We start from the raw sequence: 17803 nt of genomic DNA, 5'->3' as shown, positions 1-17803 counted from the left end.
ATCCGCGTAGACTCCGCGCGTGGCCAAGGTGACTCGGGATGACGTGGCGCGGCTGGCAGGGACTTCCACTGCCGTGGTCAGCTATGTCATCAACAACGGACCCCGGCCGGTCGCCCCGGCCACGCGCGAGCGTGTCCTCGCCGCGATCAAGGAACTGGGGTACCGGCCCGACCGGGTGGCCCAGGCGATGGCCTCCCGGCGCACGGACCTCATAGGCCTGATCATCCCGGACGCCCGCCAGCCCTTCTTCGGGGAGATGGCGCACGCGGTCGAGCAGGCCGCCTCCGAGCGCGGGAAGATGGTCCTCGTCGGCAACACGGACTACGTCGGCGAACGCGAGGTGCACTACCTGCGGGCCTTCCTGGGCATGCGGGTCTCCGGCCTGATCCTCGTCAGTCACGCGCTCAACGACCTGGCCGCCGCCGAGATCGAGGCCTGGGACGCCCGCGTCGTGCTGCTGCACGAGCGGCCCGAGGCCATCGACGACGTCGCCGTCACCACCGACGACCTGGGCGGCGCCGAGCTCGCCGTCCGGCACCTGCTGGAGCACGGCTACGAGTACGTCGCCTGTATGGGCGGCATAGCCGAGACGCCCGCGGTCGGCGACCCGGTCTCCGACCACGTCGAGGGCTGGCGCCGCGCGATGGACGACGCCGGGATCTCCACGGAGGGCCGCCTCTTCGAGGCCCTCTACAACCGCTACGACGCCTACCAGGCCGCCCTGAAGATCCTCTCCGGCCCCGAGCGCCCGCCGGCGATCTTCTGCTCCACCGACGACCAGGCGATCGGTCTGCTGCGCGCGGCGCGCGAGCTGCGGATCGACGTCCCCGGCGAGCTGGCGGTGGCCGGCTTCGACGACATCAAGGAGGCGGCCCTCGCGGACCCGCCCCTGACCACGGTCGCGTCCGACCGTTCCGCGATGGCCCGGGCGGCCGTCGACCTCGTCCTCGACGACGGGCTGCGGGTCGCCGGGGCCCGGCGGGAGCGGCTGAAGGTCTTCCCCTCGCGGCTGGTCACCCGGCAGTCCTGCGGCTGCGCGTAACCTCCGGCGGTGGACCGCGGCCTCCGGGCGGCGGGCGTCTTTACATCGGGCATACGAGGTTCTGTCGGGCTTCTCAGGGAGCACTCAGGAAGCTCTCATGGTCGGGCGACAAGCTCGGTTCCATGACCGAGAGCTTCCACCGCAGTGGCGAGTACGAGAACCCCTACGCGGGTCAGCAGCAGGCCCCGGTGAACCCCGAGTGGCCGCCCCCGCCGGCGTACGCCCCGGCGCATGCTCCGCATCCGAAGAAGCGCAATCGCGGCCCCGTCGCCCTGATCGCCGCCGTGGCGATCGTCGCGGCGGCGATAGGCGGCGGCACCGCCTACGGCATCCAGGAACTGACCGGCGACGACACCGTCGCCTCCAGCTCCACCAGCACCCACGTGGTCCCCTCCAGCCAGAAGGGCACGGTCGCCGGGGTCGCCAAGGCGGTCAGCCCGAGCATCGTCGAGATCAGCGCCGACTCCAACGCGGGCTCCTCCACCGGCTCCGGCGTGATCATCACCAGCGGCGGCGAGATCGTCACCAACAACCACGTCATCGCCGGGGCCTCGCAGATCAAGGCGACGACCAGCGACGGCAAGTCGTACACCGCGAAGGTCGTCGGCACCGACAGCAAGAAGGACCTGGCGCTGATCAAGCTGGAGAACGCCTCCGGCCTGAAGGCGGCCACGCTCGGCGACTCGGCCGGGCTCCAGGTCGGCGACCAGGTCGTGGCGATCGGCTCCCCCGAGGGGCTGTCCGGCACGGTCACCAGCGGCATCGTCTCGGCCCTCGACCGCGACGTCACCGTCCCGACCCAGGGGGGCCAGGACCAGGGCCAGCAGCAGTGGGGGCAGGGCCAGGGGCAGGGCGACCAGTGGCCGTTCGAGTTCGGCGGCCGCCAGTTCAACGGCGACACCGGCTCCGACACGACGACGTACAAGGCGCTCCAGACCGACGCGTCCCTCAACCCGGGCAACTCCGGCGGTGCGCTGATCGACATGAACGGCAACATCATCGGGATCAACTCCGCGATGTACTCGCCGGCCGGCCAGGCCTCCTCGTCCTCCGACGCCGGCAGTGTCGGCCTGGGCTTCGCCATCCCGATCAACACCGTCAAGGCCGACCTCGCGAAGCTGCGGGCGGGGTCGACCGACTGAGTCCGAGCACCTGACGGCGAGGAGTACGGCGATGATCCAGCAGGTGGTGCACACGGAGCCGGGCGAGGACCCGGCGGCGGTGGGACCGGCCCTGGCGGTGGCGTACGCCCTGCACGCGCCGACGGGCCGGGCGGCGGAGCTCACACCGACGGGCCGGGCGGCGGAGCTCACGTCGGCGGGCCGGGCGGCGGAGCTCACGTCGGCGGGTGGGCCGACGCCCAGGAGGGCGAGCCGGTCCGCACGGGCCGGCCGCCGACCGGTACGAGGCTGACGCGCCCCTGGCACGTCCCGCCCCCGGGCCAGCGCCCCTCCCGGCCCCCGGCACCCCGCCCCACCCGGCTCCGGGCAGGCGCTCCTCCCGCCCCAGACCCCTCGCCCCCGGGCAGGCTCTCCTCCCGGCGCGGCCTGCCGGCGTGGGACGCTGAGAGCGTCAGAGCAGCACCCCCGTCCCCTTTCACCCCGAGGACCCCGACCCATGAGCCCCGCAGACGGCGACCGTGACCCGCAGCGCATCCTGATCGTCGACGACGAGCCGGCCGTACGCGAAGCGCTCCAGCGCAGCCTCGCGTTCGAGGGGTACGGGACCGAGGTCGCCGTCGACGGCGCGGACGCCCTGGACAAGGCGGCGGCCTACCGGCCCGACCTCGTGGTCCTCGACATCCAGATGCCGCGCATGGACGGCCTGACGGCGGCGCGCCGCATCCGCGCCACCGGCGACACCACGCCGATCCTGATGCTCACGGCCCGCGACACGGTCGGCGACCGGGTCACCGGCCTCGACGCGGGCGCCGACGACTACCTGGTCAAGCCCTTCGAGCTGGACGAACTCTTCGCCCGCATCCGCGCCCTGCTGCGCCGCAGCTCCTACGCCACCGCCGTGGGCGCGGCCGACCCGGCCGACGAGGACGCACTCGCCTTCGCCGACCTGCGCATGGACCTCTCGACGCGGGAGGTCACCCGCGGCGGGCGCCAAGTGGAGCTGACCCGGACCGAGTTCACACTCCTGGAGATGTTCATGGCGCACCCGCGCCAGGTCCTCACCCGGGAGCAGATCCTCAAGGCGGTCTGGGGCTTCGACTTCGAGCCGTCGTCGAACTCCCTGGACGTGTACGTGATGTACCTGCGCCGCAAGACCGAGGCGGGCGGGGAGCCGCGGCTGGTGCACACGGTGCGGGGCGTCGGTTACGTGCTGCGGCAGGGCGGCGCCGAGTGAACAAGGCCGTACGCCGCTTCCGCTCCCTGCCGATCCGCTCCCGGCTGGCGCTGCTCGTGGCGGCGGCGGTGGCGTTCGCCGTGGCGGCGGTCTCCGTGACGTGCTGGTTCATCGTGCAGGGGAAGCTGTACGACGAGATCGACAACGACCTGAAGTCCTCGGTCGGACCGCTGCGCCCGGAGGAGGTCCAGGGCCTCACGGACAACTGCCGCCAGACGCCGTCCGACTCACTGGGCATGGGGTCGCGGCCCAAGAGCTACGGGCAGCTGGTCCGCGTCGACGGCAAGGTGTGCCTCTTCCCGAGTTCCACGGGGCAGGTGCAGGTCGGCGGCGACGACAAGGCCGTGGCCAAGGATCCCGATCCGAACCGGGCCCACATCCGCGACGGCACCGACGACCACGGCAACAAGCTGCGGGTGCTGACCACGGCGGTCGTCGTCAGGGACGGGTCCCTGACGCAGGGCGTCGCCGCCGACTATTCCCTCGTCATCGCCCTGCCGCTCAAGGGAACGCAGTCCACGCTCAACGAGCTGGCCCTGATCCTCCTCCTGGTGTCCGGCGTGGGGGTCATCGGCGCCGGAGCCGCCGGCCTGGCCGTCGCCCGGGCCGGGCTGCGCCCCGTCGACAAGCTGACCGAGGCCGTCGAGCACGTGGCCCGCACGGAGGACCTGAACATCCGCATCCCCGTGGAGGACGACAGCGAGGACGAGGTCGCCCGCCTGTCCCGGTCCTTCAACTCGATGACGTCGGCGCTGGCCAGCTCCCAGGAGCTGCAACAGCAGCTCATCGCGGACGCCGGACACGAACTGCGCACCCCGCTCACCTCCCTCCGCACCAACATCGAACTCCTCACCCGCAGCGAGGAGATGGGCCGGCCCATCCCCGAGGCGGACCGCAAGGCGCTGCTCGCGTCGGTGAAGGCGCAGATGACGGAGCTGGCCGCGCTCATCGGCGACCTCCAGGAACTGTCCCGTCCCGACACGGGCCAGCACGGGGGCCGGACGCAGATCGTCGCCTGGCAGGACACGGTCGAGTCGGCGCTGCGGCGGGCGCGGCTGCGGGGCCCGGAGCTGACGATCACGGCGGACATCGAGCCCTGGTTCGTCCGCGCGGAACCCTCCGCGCTGGAACGGGCGGTGGTCAACATCCTGGACAACGCGGTGAAGTTCAGCCCGGAGGGCGGCACGATCGAAGTCCGCCTGACCGGGGGCGTCCTCACGGTCCGCGACCACGGCCCGGGCCTCCCCGCCGAGGAACTCCCCCACGTCTTCGACCGCTTCTGGCGCTCCCCGAGCGCACGAGCCCTGCCGGGCTCGGGCCTGGGCCTGTCGATCGTGGCCCGCACGGTGCAGCAGGCGGGCGGCGAGGTGTCCCTCTCCCCGGCGGACGGCGGCGGCACGGTGGCGACGGTACGGCTGCCGGGGGCGGCTGTGCCGCCGCCCGAGGTGCCTTGACGGACACCACGGCCGGCTTTCGGCTCACGTAAGACTTCCGGGAGCCAGAACCCTTGTTCATACTCGGGATGGACAACTGGAGACTCCAGTGTGGCTCTGTCTACGCGGAAGAAAGTGGACCTTTCATGACCGCACAGATGAACGCACCGCTGGGTGCACCGCAGGACTCCGTGCAAACGGAGCTTCCCGACCTCAGCGCGTTCACGTTCTCGGAGCTGCGCGACCATACGGGCCAGGACATGGATCGCGCCCTGGACCTGATCACCGCACAGGCCGATCGTGCGCCCGCCGTGTTCAGAGGCGGCGGTGAGGGCCCGGGGGGGCGGCCCTGCGGCCCGATTCGACTGACCCCGGGAGTCCGGCTTGCACTGGGCACACCATGAACTCTCCTGGGACACCTTCGACGCACTCGCCCGCGGGCACGCAGGACCTGAGTCCGTGCGCGCTCTGCGGTGCTCCGAACGCAGCCGCACCCTTCTGGTGCTGCGCGCGATCCTGGACGAAGTCGAACGAAACCCTGAGGCCCCAGGGGATCTCACATCGCTGAACTCCGCGTGGGTTCTGCTGGACCGAGTCCAGCGGTCGGCGCCGGACGTGCTCGACGCGGTACTGGCCTATCCCTACGTCAGCGGCTGGGCGGGGCACACCTTGCGCCGGCTGCGGGTGCGGGCTACGGAGCCCTCCCCGCTGTGGGCGCATCTGGGACACCTCAACAGCGTCGCCGCCGCCGCGGCGTTACGTGCCGGGCTGGACGTACGGCTGTCTGTGCCTGCACGAAACGGCATGGTGTCCTTGCCGACGCTCGGTATGGCGTACGTCCCCGACGGGGCGGGGGCGCCCGCGACACCGTGGTCTCTTGCCGAGATCCGGTCATCCGCCGGGCACACCGAGATCAGCGTCGGCCAGGCCGTCGTGGTTCTGCCCGACGACCCCACCGAGGATGTTCAGGGCTGGTGGGGCCTGCGTCGACTTCACATCCGCACGCGCCCGGACCAGCCGGCCCTCTCTCTGCACCTCGACGACCTCGATCCCTACCGCGGCTTCAGCGGCCCTCTTCCACCCGACCGGATCGGCTCCGTCGAGGCGCGACGCTGGCAGTACCTGCTGACGGAGGCCTGGAGCATCGTCTGCATCCATCTTCCCGAGCAGGCGCGTGCCCTTGGCGCGGCGTTGGACGCCTTGGTGCCGCTGCCTCCTCTCGGCCGTTTCCTCGTCTCCAGTGCTTCCAGTGGAGAGGCGTTCGGGGGCGTGCTCATGTCGCTGCCCAGGGATCCCGCCGCTCTGGCCGCCACTCTGGTGCACGAGTCCCAGCACATCCTGCTGGGAGGACTCATTCACCTCGTCGCGTTGCACAACAACGACCCGGAGCCACGTTTCTATGCTCCGTGGCGTGACGACCCCCGGCCTGTCGCAGGCATCATCCAGGGCATCTACGCCTTCTTCGGCGTAGCCCGGTTCTGGCGCGCCCTGGCCGGCTCTCCTGACGAACGACTGCGTCGCACTGCGGCTTTCGAGTACATCCGATGGCACGGCCCGACATGCCGGGCGCTGGATGTACTGCTGAGGGATCCCGCTCTCACCGAAACGGGCAGACGGTTCTTCGAGGGAGTGGGGACGCAACTTCTCTCCTGGCAGGACGAACCATTCCCCGCAGAGGTCACCATGGCTGCCACGACTGTGGCGAACGATCACGAAACGCACTGGCGGTCGCACTATCTGCGGCCCGACGCGGCATTGGTGGAGAGGATCGCCCGCACCATTCGGACTGACTCCGAGGGCTTCCGGGAAACCCTTCAGAGCGAGGGCTGTCCGCTGGCGGACACCCTTCTCGCCGAACGGAACGTTCCCTGGCCCCGCACGCGTGCGGACCTGATCCGCCGCTCGGTCGAAGGAGGCATCACCGACAAGGACTTCGGCACGCTGGAAGCCGAGGCAACTCCAGGAGATCTAGCTCTTGCCGCGGGCCGGCACGCCGACAGCCAGCACGCGTACCGTGCCGAACTGGCTGTCTCTCCGGACTCCGCCTGGACCGGCTTCGCCCTCGCCTGGGCGTCCGCTCAACCCGGCCCAGGTCCCACGCTGCTTCTGCGGCGACCGGCCCTCGTCCGGGCAGTTCACCGGATGCTGCGCGAGACCGGAGAGTCGCCGGAGCCGGATGCGCTGGCCACCTGGATGGCGACGCGATGGCCCGACCTCGCGAGCGTTCAGCCCTGCCCTCGTACGGCGATGGCGTACCGGTAGCCGAGCTTGGCGTTGCCGGTGGTCCAGCGAACACCGTCGACCGACTGGCAGTAGGCGGACTGCAACTGCGACTCCGGCAGGTCGGGCATCTCCATGCCGAGATGAGACGCCTGCACCCGATAGTGGGAGTACGGCGAGCAGGAGACCCTGAGCCCGTCCTTGCCCTTGATCGTGACCCTCAGCTCATCGGTGACGTGAAGGACATCCGTGTAGCACTTCTCCTCACGGTCGATGAAGGCGAAAGCCCCGATCAGGTCGAGCTCGACTTCGAAGGAGCACCGCGTTCGCCCCATGCCGAGGGACACCGGCACGCGTACCGCTCCCACCTCCACCGCACGCCCGTTGATGCTGGAGCTGTCGACGAGAATCTGTCTGTGCCGTTTGACGAAGGCCACCGCCGGATCGGACTCCACTCCGTCCACGCACACGCGCCGCACCACGATGCTCGACCACTCCGGACGATCCTCGGGCACCTCCGCGATCATCGTGAACAACAGCCAGGGCACAACGGCCGCCTCAGGGGACTCCACCTCACACGCCATCTGGACCGACGCATCACCCCCTGAATCGATGACGAAGGTGTCGTGCCTACGGCGGAACCGTATGAGCTGCGGGACGTAGGCGTCGAGCTCTCGCAGGTGGGCCAGCGCCCGCACCTGCTTCCGGACGGAATCGGCCAGCAACCACAGCGCGGCCCCGCCCGTAGCGATGGACGTGACGATCAGCACCCAGGTCAGTACAAGGAAAACGGCGCTTTTGGAGGCGTCGGAGCTCAGGCCGACCAGAGTTCCCGCGATGGTGAGAACCACGGAGAGCACCGCGGAGACGAATGCGGCGAGCGCAGCGCTGACCCCCTCTGAACGTTGTGGTCTGCTCACCGCGAACACCCCCGAGGCCATGGCCGACACGCGGCCGTTCCCTCAAGAGGCTGCCCCGCAGCAACGGCGCAATCACGGGCGTCTCGATGCATGTCGAGCGTTGGCGTGCGCCAACATCCGAGGCACCCCAGCCATGGCCGCACCACAGCGCCGCCACAACCCTGGCGGACCTGTTGTTCAGCCGGTTCCCCTGGAGGTGCGAACCGAGCTCTCGTTTTTGACGCCGGCCAGGAACGACGCCCAAGGGTTCACGCCGAACACGAGTACCGGGCTGTCCGGGATTTTGCTGTCGCGGACGGGGACGACGCCGGGGTGGCCGTCGGCGACCTCCAGGCAGTTTGTGCCGCCCCCGTCGCTATAGGACGACTTGCGCCACGCGGCGGCGGTGTTGTCGGGGGCTTGGTTCATTCTCTGCACTCCTCAAGAAGGCGCTTGATGAACGCCGTCGACTCCACGGGAGTCAGCGCCGCGTCCCTGACGCGATCGTAGGACAAACGGATGCGCATGACCTTGTCCGCTTCCGTGATCAACTCTCCGAAGCCAATGCCCTCCGTCCAGGCGACCGGATCACCACCACGCCGCCAGAACAGCCAGAGGTGGCTGTCCATCAAGTCGTGCACCCCGGCGCGGAAGGGCAGCACCTGGATCGCGACGTTGGGCAACTCGGCCGCGTCCAAGAGGTGCGACAACTGCTCCGCCCACACCTTGCTGTCAGGGACAGAGCGCCGCAGAGCAACTTCGTCCAGGATCACCCGCACGTCCGGCGCCGACTCACGGCACAGCAACTCCTGCCGCCCCATCCGCGCAGCCACCTGTTCCTCGACTTCCTCACTGTTGCCTGCCGTTGTCTGGGCGCCGGACAACCCTGACAACACCGCTCGGGCATAGTCCTCCGTCTGCAAGAGGCCCGGCACGCGCAGCTGGAACATCCACATGATCTGCGCTGTCGCCTCAAGGTCCATGAATGCCTTGTACTTGTCCTTGATGACCTCCCTGCGCGCGTTCCGCCACTCACGAACCAGCAGATCAGCAGAGCCGTAGTAACTGTCCAGGTCCTCCATGACCGCCAGCTTGGACAGCCGGTCCCCCTTCTCCAGGCGGCTCAAGTAGCTCTTGTCGTAACCGGTCTCTTCGGACAACTGCCCCAGCGACTTGCCCGCCTGCTCCCGCAGGAACCTCAGCGTCCGCCCCAGGACCTCCCGCCCGCCGTCAACCACTTCTCCCACGTCACCCCTCCCCGTTGCCTGAGCGCCCGGACAACACCTGGCCTCTTCCGCAGCGTACGGGCAACCGGTGACGATGTGAGCACGAACGGTGATCACCGCTCGTCACACACCTCTTCTGCTCGCCCTGGAGGTCCGCGCATGAGGCTGCTCCCCTGGACCGGCGCCGACGGCAAGGCCTGTTACCTCTCCACCGACGACCCCGACAGCCTGGTCTCCCGACTCGCCGACGACATCGAGGCCGCCCAGCTGGCGTCCGCCGAAACCGTCCTCGCGGGCGCCGGAGCCGTACTGCACGACCCCAAGGCCGGTGAACGCGCCGTGCGGTTCGCGTTGACCCGGTCCGTGGAGTCCCTGGGCGACGTGCTGCGGATCGCCGCCAGTCGCGGCCGCGACAACCGATGAGCCGCCCTCGCCGGTCTGCTCACCGGCGCGGGGACCCGCTACCGCCGGACCCGGCTCGCCCCCGAGTCCCGCACCGCGTAGGGCGGGCAACCCGGCAACCTTTCCGCGTGGTGCGGCGACTGGTCAGCGGTCATTCCCCCACACGGAACGGATCGCCGCATGAGTGAGCCACGCAGCACAGCCCAGCACCGTCGCCGCAGAAGCCGTACCGCCGTGGCGGTCGGGGTCCCCCTGACCCTGACCGCCGCCGGCGCCTTCGCCTGCGGCGGCGACCTCGGCGTTCTGGGCTCCACCGCACTGCAGGCCTCCGCCGCCTCCGCCGCCGCCCCCGCCTGGGCCGCCGACACCGCCGACGGGTTCGCCTCCGTCAACTCCCTCGGGCAGAACGGGACGTACGGCGGGCGCGGTGGCCAGGTCGTCACCGTGAAGACGCAGGCCGAGCTGGAGAAGTACGCCACCGCGACCCAGCCGTACGTCATCGTCGTCGCCGGGGTCATCAACATGAACCCCGCAGGCAAAGAGATCAAGGTCCAGTCCGACAAGACCATCGTGGGCCAGGGGACCGCCGGGCACATCGTCGGCGGCGGGTTCTTCCTCGGCCAGGGCGTGCACAACGTGATCATCCGGAACCTGACCGTCCGGGACGCGTACCAGGGGATCTGGAACGACAAGGACCACGATTTCGACGCGATCCAGATGGACGGCGCCCATCACGTATGGATCGATCACAACGACCTGCGGCACATGGCCGACGGGCTCATCGACGTCCGCAAGGACTCGACGAACGTCACCGTCTCCTGGAACAAGCTGAGCGACAACAACAAGACCTTCGGCATCGGCTGGACCGAGAACGTCAAGACCGACATCACGATCCACCACAACTGGATCCGCGAGACCGAGCAGCGCAACCCTTCCACGGACAACGCCGCCCACGCGCACCTCTACAACAACTTCCTGGAGGACGCGCCGAACACGGGCATCGGCTCGTCGTACGGGAACTACGCGCGCGGCAGGACGAAGATGGTGCTGGAGAACTCCTGCTTCCAGGGCATCAGGAACCCGGTGATCAAGGACAGCGGCGCGGCGATCGTGCAGCGCGGCAACGTCTTCTCCGGCACCAGCGGGCGCAACGAGAGCGGCGGGAGCGCCTTCGATCCGAAGGCCTACTACCCGTACACCCTCGACCGCGCCGCCGACCTCCCGACGATCCTCAAGTCCGGTACCGGGCCCCGCGCTTCCCTCGGCACCGCCACGACCACCGCCTCCACCAGGGCCGCGGCCGCCACCACCCTCACCGTCGCGGCGGACGGCAGCGGCCAGTACCGCACCGTGCAGGCCGCCGTGAACGCCGTACCGGCGAACAACCCCTCGCGCGTGGTGATCGCCGTGAAGCCGGGGACGTACCGCGAACTGGTGAAGGTGCCCTCCAACAAGCCGCACGTCACCATCCAGGGCACCGGCGGCAGCCGCAAGGACACCACGATCGTCTACAACAACGCGTCGGGAACCCCCAAGCCCGGCGGCGGCACCTACGGCACGGGCGGCAGCGCCACCGTCGCCGTCGAGGCCGACGACTTCCAGGCGCGCAACCTGACCATCTCCAACGACTTCGACGAGAAGGCCAACCAGAACATCAAGGACCAGCAGGCCGTCGCCCTGCGGACCGCCGCCGACAGGGTGTTCCTCGACGGGATCATCGTCAGCGGGGACCAGGACACCCTGCTGCTCGACACCGCGTCGAAGGACCGGCTGGGCCGGGTCTACGTCGGCAACTCCTACGTCATCGGCAACGTCGACTTCATCTTCGGCCGGGCCACGGCCGTCGTCGACAAGTCCGTGATCACGCTGAAGAAGCGCTGGAACGGCACCTCGGCCGGGTACGTCACAGCGCCGAGCACCGCAGCGAACCGCAAGGGCTTCCTGATCGCCGACTCCACGGTGAACGGCGACGTGTCGGCCGGGAGCTTCCACCTCGGCCGGCCCTGGCACGCCGGCGGGGACGCGTCCCTCGATCCGCAGACCACGGTCCGCAACACCAACCTGAGCAACGCGATCAAGTCGGCCCCGTGGACCGACATGAGCGGGTTCTCCTGGAAGGACGACCGGTTCGCCGAGTACGGCAACCACGGCCCCGGTGCGGGCCGGGCGAGCGCCGACCGCCCGCACCTGACCGACGCGCAGGCCGCGAACCAGGAGGTCGCGGACTGGCTCGCGGGATGGACGCCTTCGGCGTCCTGAACGGCTCCCTTCCGGGTCCGGCTGACGAGCGGCGCCGGACCCGGAAGGGCCACCACATCGGGGGGGCTCACTGCTTCCAGGCGTAGTGCAGCCGGTCCAGGCCGCTCTGGTTGTTGACCGTCAGGCTGAGGTTCGTGCCCGTGCCCTGGAGCGTGGTGAGGGAGTAGGTGTCACCGTTGCGCAGGCCGGGCCAGTAGACCGAGCCCAGCCCGAGCTCCCGGATGGTGTCGGTCGCGGCCTGTATGTAGGCGACCTCGTTGGACGTGCCCACCGGGCCGTTGTAGTCCAGGCCGGTGGTCATCGAGGCGCCGAACTCGTCGAGGATCGTGCGCGAGGCACAGTCACCGATGCGCGCCTTGAAGTCCTGCTTCCACTGGTCGACGCTGGTCCAGTCGGTGTGCCAGAAGCCGTAGTTGTGCAGGGCCAGCCGGACGCCCTTGAGGCGCGGGTCGGCGCAGACCGGCTTGACGTCCTCGCTGTACTTGTAGCCGCCGATCAGGACCCGGTCGCGGGGCACGTTCGCGTGGGTGTCCACCCACTTCGCGGCGGTGTCGGTCCACTCCTGGGCGGTGTAGCCGAACGGCTCGTTCATCGGCTCGAAGTACACCTTGGAGTTGCGGGCGTAGGCGGACGTGATCCGCGCCCACATCCGGTCCCAGGACGCCTGGTCGTCGATCTTGCCGTCCTTGGCGTCGTCGGCCTCCCAGTAGCCGAGGATGACCTTGAAGCCCTTGTCGGTGGCGGCGTCGATCGCGCCCCGGTACGACTTCCAGAACGGCCCGTTCACCGATGCCGGGTTCACCGGGAGGCGGACGGTGTTGGCGCCCAGCCCGGAGAACCCGCCGATGATCGCCTCGGACTTGGCGTAGGTGGTGGCGTAGCCGTCGGCGGTGGACAGACCCGAGGGCACGACCGCGTCATGGGCGTAGTTGTCACGCGGGTCCGCCCAGTTGACGCCCTTGAAGTCGCTGACGGGCGGCGGGGCCGGACGGTGAGCGGGAGAGGCGGCCGCGGGGGAGGCGAACGCTCCGCCGAATGCCGTGACGCAGGCCAGCAGCGCCCCCACGCCGGCTGTCCCGCGCTGGTTCTTGTCGGACACGACATCCCCTTCTGAGCAGGTGCGAAGGCGAACGGCCGCAGGAGGCCGCTCAGTGGAGCACGAAACTAGAAGGGGACTCGAACAGAGGTCAACACTTCTGCACACAAAGTTTCATCAAGGGAGGTCTCAGCCGCCCACCGTCAGCCCCGAGCCGGACAGCCTCACCCGGATGCCGTCCTCCTCCACCCGGACGTCCTCCAGCCGCACGTTCCCCTGCTCCGGCTTCGGCAGTTCGAAGGCCAGGGCGAGCCGGTCGGCCAGGACCGGACGGGTCAGGCCCGACAACTCCCCGAGCAGATCGGGGTCGAGGCCCAGGCTCTTGAGCACCTGGGGGTTCTCCAGGGCGAGGTCGATGAGGTTCAGGCGCTCGGCCTGGCGGGCGAAGCGCGGGGAGCCGGTCAGCTCGGCGAGCTTGCCGTCGTCGGCGAGGGCCTGGTTCACGGTCGCCTCGGGCACGCCCATGCGCTGCACGATGGCCGGGACCGACAGCAGCGCCTTGGCCTTGCGGGTCTCCCGGGCCAGGTCGGCGGAGGCCTTGGGCGTCAGGTGCAGCCCCTCCGAGGCGCGCTTGCCGGGGCGGTAGGTCGCCAGGTCCCCGATGTCCAGACGCATGCCGCCGATCTCCGTGGCGATGCCCCGCTCCCCCTGCCGCTGGATCCGGGCCTCGGCCCGCAGCTTGAGGTCGTGCCCGGCGACGGGCAGGGTGCCGCGTGCCCGCACCCGGTTCCGGCCCTCACCGGTGAAGGTGACCTGGGAGGCGCCCAGTTCGCGGTTGAGGTCCTCGAAGGACAGCAGGACGTCCCCGTCGAAGCGGGGAACGTCGGCGCCGCGCACGGACGTCAGGCCGTCCGCGTCGAGCGTCACGTCATGGGCCGTGGCCGACACCTTCGCCAGCGAGACGCGGTCGGCGGCGACGTCCGGGACGGTCACCTTCACCGACTCGAGCCGCTTGTCGGCGAGTTGGGTGAGGAAGGGGAAGCCGCCGATCTCCACCTCGGGCGCGGCGGCCAGGTCGAGGCGGTCCTTGAGGGTGTCCGCTGCGCGGTGCTCGGCGTAGAGCACCGCCCAGCGGTCGCCGAGGGCGGCGAACGCGGCGAGGACGACCAGGCCGACGACCGCCTTCACCGCGAGCGGCAAGCCAGCGAAACGATTCTTCCGACGCCGCTTGCCGCCGCGGCGGTGGTCCGGCGGGGCCCAGGCGTCCTCGGCGCCCGCATCGTGTTCCTCGGGGAGGAACTCCTCCAGAGGGGTTTCCTCCAGAGGCCCGTCATCGAGGGCGGCGAGCTCCTCGTACGGGTTCGGACGGGGATGCGCATCTAGGTGGTGGGGGGTACGCATCGATCCATCCGATCATGCGTACCTCCCCCACCCGCAACTCGAATCCCGGGTATGCGACCTACTTCACGATCGTGATCCGGTCCGCCTTCGGGGGCGCGATCGGGTTGGACGCCGAGGAGTTGGCCGTCAGGTACTGCTCCAGCGCGGTCAGGTCGTCGGAGCCGACGACGTCGTTCGTGCCCTGGCCGAGGGTCGGGAAGCCGTCACCGCCGCCCGCGAGGAAGCTGTTCGTCGCGACGCGGTAGGTGGCCGCCGGGTCGATGGCCGCGCCGTTCAGCTTGATGCTGTCCGTGACCACCCGGTCGGCACCGGACTTGGTGAGGTCCAGCGTGTAGGTCAGGCCGGACGAGACCTGGAGGACCTTCGGGGCCGCCGCGTTCGGGCCGGACACCTGCTCCTTGAGCGCCTGGATGACCTGCGCGCCCGTGAAGTTCTGCAGGTTCACGGTGTTGGCGAACGGCTGGACCGTGAAGCCCTCGGCGTAGGTGACCACACCGTCGCCCTCACCGGCCTTGGCCGCGTAGGTCAGCGGTGCGCGGATACCGCCCGGGTTCATCAGCGCCAGGTCGGTCTCCGGGTCGAGCTGCTTGCCGTGGGCGAGCTGCGCGTCGGCGATGAGGTCGCCGAGCGGGGACTCGGTGCCGGTGTTGCCGATGTCGCCGGAGATGTAACCGATCGGCTTGTTGCCGATGGGCGCGGCCAGCGTGTTCCACTTGCCGATCAGCTCGGTCATGTCGTGCGCCTTGGGGACGTCCCGGGTGACCACGCGGTTCGCGGACTTCACCGCCGTACGGGCGATGTCGCCGGTCTTGCGGTCGTAGGTCAGCGTGGTGTCGGTGTAGAGACGGCCGAAGGACGCGGCCGAGGTGACCATGCGGGGCTTGCCCGCCGGGTCGGCGATGCTGCACACGTACGCGTTGTGGGTGTGGCCGGTGACCAGCGCGTCCACCTGCGGCGTGACGTTCTTGGCGATGTCGACGATCGGGCCGGAGACGCCGTCGCCCGCACCCGGGGAGTCACAGTCGTAGTTGTACGACGTCGACGCCGGGAAGCCGCCCTCGTGGATGAGCGCGACGATCGACTTCACGCCCTGCTTCTGGAGCACCTTGGCGTACTTGTTGATCGTCTCGACCTCGTCCTTGAAGGACAGGCCCTTGACGCCCTCGGCGGAGACGATGTCCGGGGTGCCCTCCAGGGTCACGCCGATGAAGCCGACCTTGACGCCGTTCTTCTTCCACACCCAGTAGGGCTTGAGGATCGGCTTCCTGGTCTTCTCGTCGAGGACGTTGGCCGCGAGGTAGGGGAAGTCGGCGCCCTGGAACTTCTCGTCCGTGTAGCAGCCGTCCTTCGGGTGGCAGCCGCCGTTCTGCAGCCGGGCCAGCTCCTTGGCGCCCTCGTCGAACTCGTGGTTGCCGACCGAGGTGACGTCGAGGTCGAGCTTGTTCAGCGCCTCGATGGTGGGCTCGTCGTGGAAGAGACCGGAGATCAGCGGGGAGGCGCCGACCATGTCGCCGCCGGCCGCGGTGATGGAGTACTTCTCGCCCTTGCGGGCCTGCCGCAGGTGCGTGGCGAGGTACTCGGCGCCACCCGCGTCGATGGTCTTCGTCGTCCCGTCGGGCTGCGTCTCGGTGACCCGGCCGGAGGAACCGGCGGGCGGCTCCAGGTTGCCGTGCAGGTCGTTGAAGGACAGCAGCTGGACGTCCTGGTAGCGGCCGGGCCAGTACCCGCCCGCGCGGTGCTCCTCCCCGGCGGTCGCCGACCCGGGCAACCCCGCGGCGGCCAGCGCGCCGACGGTGACGACACCGGCGGCGAGAGCGACCAAACGGTTCGTACGACGTCTGCGGCGATCCGAGTGCGCCGGTGAAGTGGCTGGCATACGCCCCCCTGTGGGTGTGCTGTCGGTTGTGCTCGGACGGTGTTGCCGTCCGGCGCAGCCTAGAGTCAACGCGCGTAGCGCGACAGGCCTTTCGTGGTTACGACCTGGTTGCTTCTTTGCCGCCGATTTGCCGGTGGTGCCCCGTACCCTCGTACGCATGACCAGCGACGACACCGTGAGGCCAGGCCGCCCCCGCTCGATCGAGACCCTTGCCGCGCTCTCCGCGGAGCAGACCGAGGCCGTGTTCGGGCTGCTCGACGAGGCGGCCCGGACCGACGGACAGCAGGCGGTGTCCGAACAGGGCCGGTTGCAGCTGCGCGGCGGCGAGCGGGAGGGCGTGTCCCATCTGCTGCTGACCGCCGGCGGGGAACTCGTCGGTTATGCCCAGCTGGAGGACACGGACCTGGTGGAGCCGCCGGCCGCCGAGCTGGTCGTGCACCCCGGGCACCGAGGGCACGGGCACGGGCGGGCGCTCGGCTCCGCGCTGCTGGCGGCCTCCGGCAAGCGGCTGCGGGTGTGGGCGCACGGCGGGCACTCCGCCGCGCGGCACCTCGCGCAGGTCCTCGGCCTGACCCTCTTCCGTGAACTGCGCCAGATGCGGCGGCCGTTGACCGACTTCGACGCACCCGAGCCGGTACTCCCCGAGGGCGTCACGGTCCGCACGTTCGTCCCCGGCGAGGACGACGCCGCCTGGCTCGCGGTGAACGCCGCCGCTTTCGCCCACCACCCCGAGCAGGGCTCCCTCACCCAGCGCGACCTCGACGACCGCAAGGCCGAGCCGTGGTTCGACCCGGCGGGCTTCTTCCTGGCCTTCCGCGGCGACGCACTGGTCGGCTTCCACTGGACGAAGGTGCACGCCGAGGAGGGCCTGGGCGAGGTGTACGTGCTCGGCGTCGGCCCCGGCGCGCAGGGCGGCGGACTCGGCAAGTCCCTGACCACGATCGGGCTGCGGCACCTCGCGGGGCAGGGGCTGCCGACGGCGATGCTGTACGTCGACGCCGACAACAAGGCGGCGGTGTCGGTGTACGAGCGGCTGGGGTTCACCACGCACGAGGTGGACCTGATGTACCGGACGGAGACCTGAGAGGACGGCCGGGGGTTCGGATCACGGCGTGACGGCGCGATCGGCGGGTGGCGGGTCAGGGCGGCGCCGGTCGGCGATGCTCTCGCCCCGGCTCGCCGCGACGCGCAGCACCTCCCCCAGCGACTCCACCGCCCTGACCAGCGTGAAACGCAGCGCGTGCTCACCGGCTCCGGCATCGCCGAGTACGGCCCTGGCGCCGGCGAGCACCTGCTCCGCGGACCCCAGTTGAGCAGCCTCGATGTCATCGGCGAGCCGGGAGAAGATGCTGTCGGGGTTGTCAGTGCTGAGGTAGCAGGGCCGTCCGTCGGTCCCGGTCCAGGGGAGCAGCCTCATACGAACACCTCCTCGGCGTGCAGGTACGGCCGGACGAGCGGGCTGTCCATGACCAGGGGTTCCGGGGGCCGAGGGCTGGGGACCGGCGGGGAGTGGGACAGCACCGGCGGCCGCCGGGCCGACACGGTTCGATGACGCCCTCGCGCGGGCAGCAGGCTCCGCAGGAAGGCGAGCAGCAGGTACTCGCAGAGTTCGGCGATGCGCAGACGCACGGAGGTGTCCCTTCTCAGGGCAGGG

The 17803-nt window shown here is 70.0% G+C and carries 18 protein-coding genes; 10 read left to right on the top strand and 8 right to left on the bottom strand.

What is annotated here, in order from left to right; genetic code table 11:
- Positions 1–19 precede the first annotated feature (19 nt).
- The 7 genes from AB0937_RS09920 (at position 20) to AB0937_RS09890 (ending at position 7092) form a co-directional block, all read left to right on the top strand.
- Entirely contained in the window at positions 20–1042 is a 1023-nt protein-coding gene (locus AB0937_RS09920) for a LacI family DNA-binding transcriptional regulator (protein WP_234845557.1), read from the top strand.
- Between the two features lie 122 nt (positions 1043–1164).
- The gene (locus AB0937_RS09915) at positions 1165–2184 is read left to right on the top strand and encodes a trypsin-like peptidase domain-containing protein (protein WP_366710732.1); all 1020 of its coding nucleotides are present in this window, start codon (positions 1165–1167) and stop codon (positions 2182–2184) included.
- A gap of 31 nt (positions 2185–2215) precedes the next feature.
- The gene (locus AB0937_RS09910; protein WP_366710731.1) at positions 2216–2455 is read left to right on the top strand and encodes a hypothetical protein; all 240 of its coding nucleotides are present in this window, start codon (positions 2216–2218) and stop codon (positions 2453–2455) included.
- Positions 2456–2659: 204 nt separating this feature from the next.
- Complete coding sequence (locus AB0937_RS09905; protein WP_366710729.1) at positions 2660–3397, top strand: response regulator transcription factor; 738 nt, start codon at positions 2660–2662, stop codon at positions 3395–3397.
- The gene (locus AB0937_RS09900; RefSeq protein WP_366710728.1) at positions 3394–4851 is read left to right on the top strand and encodes a HAMP domain-containing sensor histidine kinase; all 1458 of its coding nucleotides are present in this window, start codon (positions 3394–3396) and stop codon (positions 4849–4851) included. Before AB0937_RS09905 ends, AB0937_RS09900 begins: the two co-directional genes overlap by 4 nt.
- Before the next feature lie 125 nt (positions 4852–4976).
- Positions 4977–5234, top strand: coding sequence for a hypothetical protein (locus AB0937_RS09895; RefSeq protein ID WP_366710727.1), 258 nt, complete (start codon positions 4977–4979; stop codon positions 5232–5234).
- 55 nt (positions 5235–5289) lie between these two features.
- The gene (locus AB0937_RS09890; protein ID WP_366710725.1) at positions 5290–7092 is read left to right on the top strand and encodes an HEXXH motif domain-containing protein; all 1803 of its coding nucleotides are present in this window, start codon (positions 5290–5292) and stop codon (positions 7090–7092) included.
- Here the strand turns inward: AB0937_RS09890 and AB0937_RS09885 are convergent.
- The 3 genes from AB0937_RS09885 to AB0937_RS09875 form a co-directional block, all read right to left on the bottom strand.
- Positions 7056–7901 carry a hypothetical protein gene (locus AB0937_RS09885; RefSeq protein ID WP_366710724.1) on the bottom strand — a complete coding sequence of 282 codons (846 nt, stop codon included), beginning with the start codon at positions 7899–7901 and terminating at the stop codon, positions 7056–7058. The genes AB0937_RS09890 and AB0937_RS09885 overlap by 37 nt on opposite strands.
- Before the next feature lie 246 nt (positions 7902–8147).
- The gene (locus AB0937_RS09880) at positions 8148–8378 is read right to left on the bottom strand and encodes a DUF397 domain-containing protein (RefSeq protein ID WP_366710723.1); all 231 of its coding nucleotides are present in this window, start codon (positions 8376–8378) and stop codon (positions 8148–8150) included.
- Complete coding sequence (locus AB0937_RS09875) at positions 8375–9196, bottom strand: helix-turn-helix transcriptional regulator (RefSeq protein WP_366710722.1); 822 nt, start codon at positions 9194–9196, stop codon at positions 8375–8377. Before AB0937_RS09875 ends, AB0937_RS09880 begins: the two co-directional genes overlap by 4 nt.
- 138 nt (positions 9197–9334) lie before the next feature.
- On the opposite strand from AB0937_RS09875, the gene AB0937_RS09870 reads away from it, so the two are divergent.
- Both AB0937_RS09870 and AB0937_RS09865 read left to right on the top strand, forming a co-directional pair.
- Positions 9335–9598: a hypothetical protein gene (locus AB0937_RS09870; protein WP_366710720.1), complete on the top strand. Its 264-nt coding sequence runs from the start codon at positions 9335–9337 to the stop codon at positions 9596–9598.
- Between the two features lie 159 nt (positions 9599–9757).
- Positions 9758–11836, top strand: a complete 2079-nt coding sequence (locus AB0937_RS09865) for a pectinesterase family protein (protein ID WP_366710718.1) — start codon at positions 9758–9760, stop codon at positions 11834–11836.
- A 67-nt stretch (positions 11837–11903) separates the two neighbouring features.
- Here the strand turns inward: AB0937_RS09865 and AB0937_RS09860 are convergent, their stop codons facing one another.
- The 3 genes from AB0937_RS09860 to AB0937_RS09850 all read right to left on the bottom strand — a co-directional run bounded on the left by AB0937_RS09860 (position 11904) and on the right by AB0937_RS09850 (position 16149).
- On the bottom strand, positions 11904–12935 hold the full coding sequence (locus AB0937_RS09860) for a cellulase family glycosylhydrolase (protein ID WP_366710717.1): 1032 nt from the start codon (positions 12933–12935) through the stop codon (positions 11904–11906).
- Positions 12936–13061: 126 nt separating this feature from the next.
- Complete coding sequence (locus AB0937_RS09855; protein WP_366710716.1) at positions 13062–14273, bottom strand: DUF2993 domain-containing protein; 1212 nt, start codon at positions 14271–14273, stop codon at positions 13062–13064.
- A gap of 58 nt (positions 14274–14331) precedes the next feature.
- On the bottom strand, positions 14332–16149 hold the full coding sequence (locus tag AB0937_RS09850; protein WP_366710715.1) for a bifunctional metallophosphatase/5'-nucleotidase: 1818 nt from the start codon (positions 16147–16149) through the stop codon (positions 14332–14334).
- A gap of 157 nt (positions 16150–16306) precedes the next feature.
- Between AB0937_RS09850 and mshD the strand changes: the two genes are divergently transcribed.
- A complete protein-coding gene (gene mshD / locus AB0937_RS09845) occupies positions 16307–17233 on the top strand; it encodes a mycothiol synthase (RefSeq protein ID WP_366710714.1) in 927 nt (308 codons plus the stop codon).
- 21 nt (positions 17234–17254) lie between these two features.
- Here the strand turns inward: mshD and AB0937_RS09840 are convergent, their stop codons facing one another.
- Both AB0937_RS09840 and AB0937_RS09835 read right to left on the bottom strand, forming a co-directional pair.
- Positions 17255–17566, bottom strand: a complete 312-nt coding sequence (locus AB0937_RS09840) for a hypothetical protein (RefSeq protein WP_366710713.1) — start codon at positions 17564–17566, stop codon at positions 17255–17257.
- Complete coding sequence (locus AB0937_RS09835) at positions 17563–17778, bottom strand: hypothetical protein (RefSeq protein WP_366710712.1); 216 nt, start codon at positions 17776–17778, stop codon at positions 17563–17565. Before AB0937_RS09835 ends, AB0937_RS09840 begins: the two co-directional genes overlap by 4 nt.
- Positions 17779–17803: the final 25 nt, after the last annotated feature.

Source organism: Streptomyces sp. NPDC047880, from assembly GCF_040706515.1.
Taxonomy (GTDB): domain Bacteria; phylum Actinomycetota; class Actinomycetes; order Streptomycetales; family Streptomycetaceae; genus Streptomyces.
Note: the sequence above shows the minus strand (reverse complement) of the source record. Positions and strands in the feature narration are given on the sequence as shown.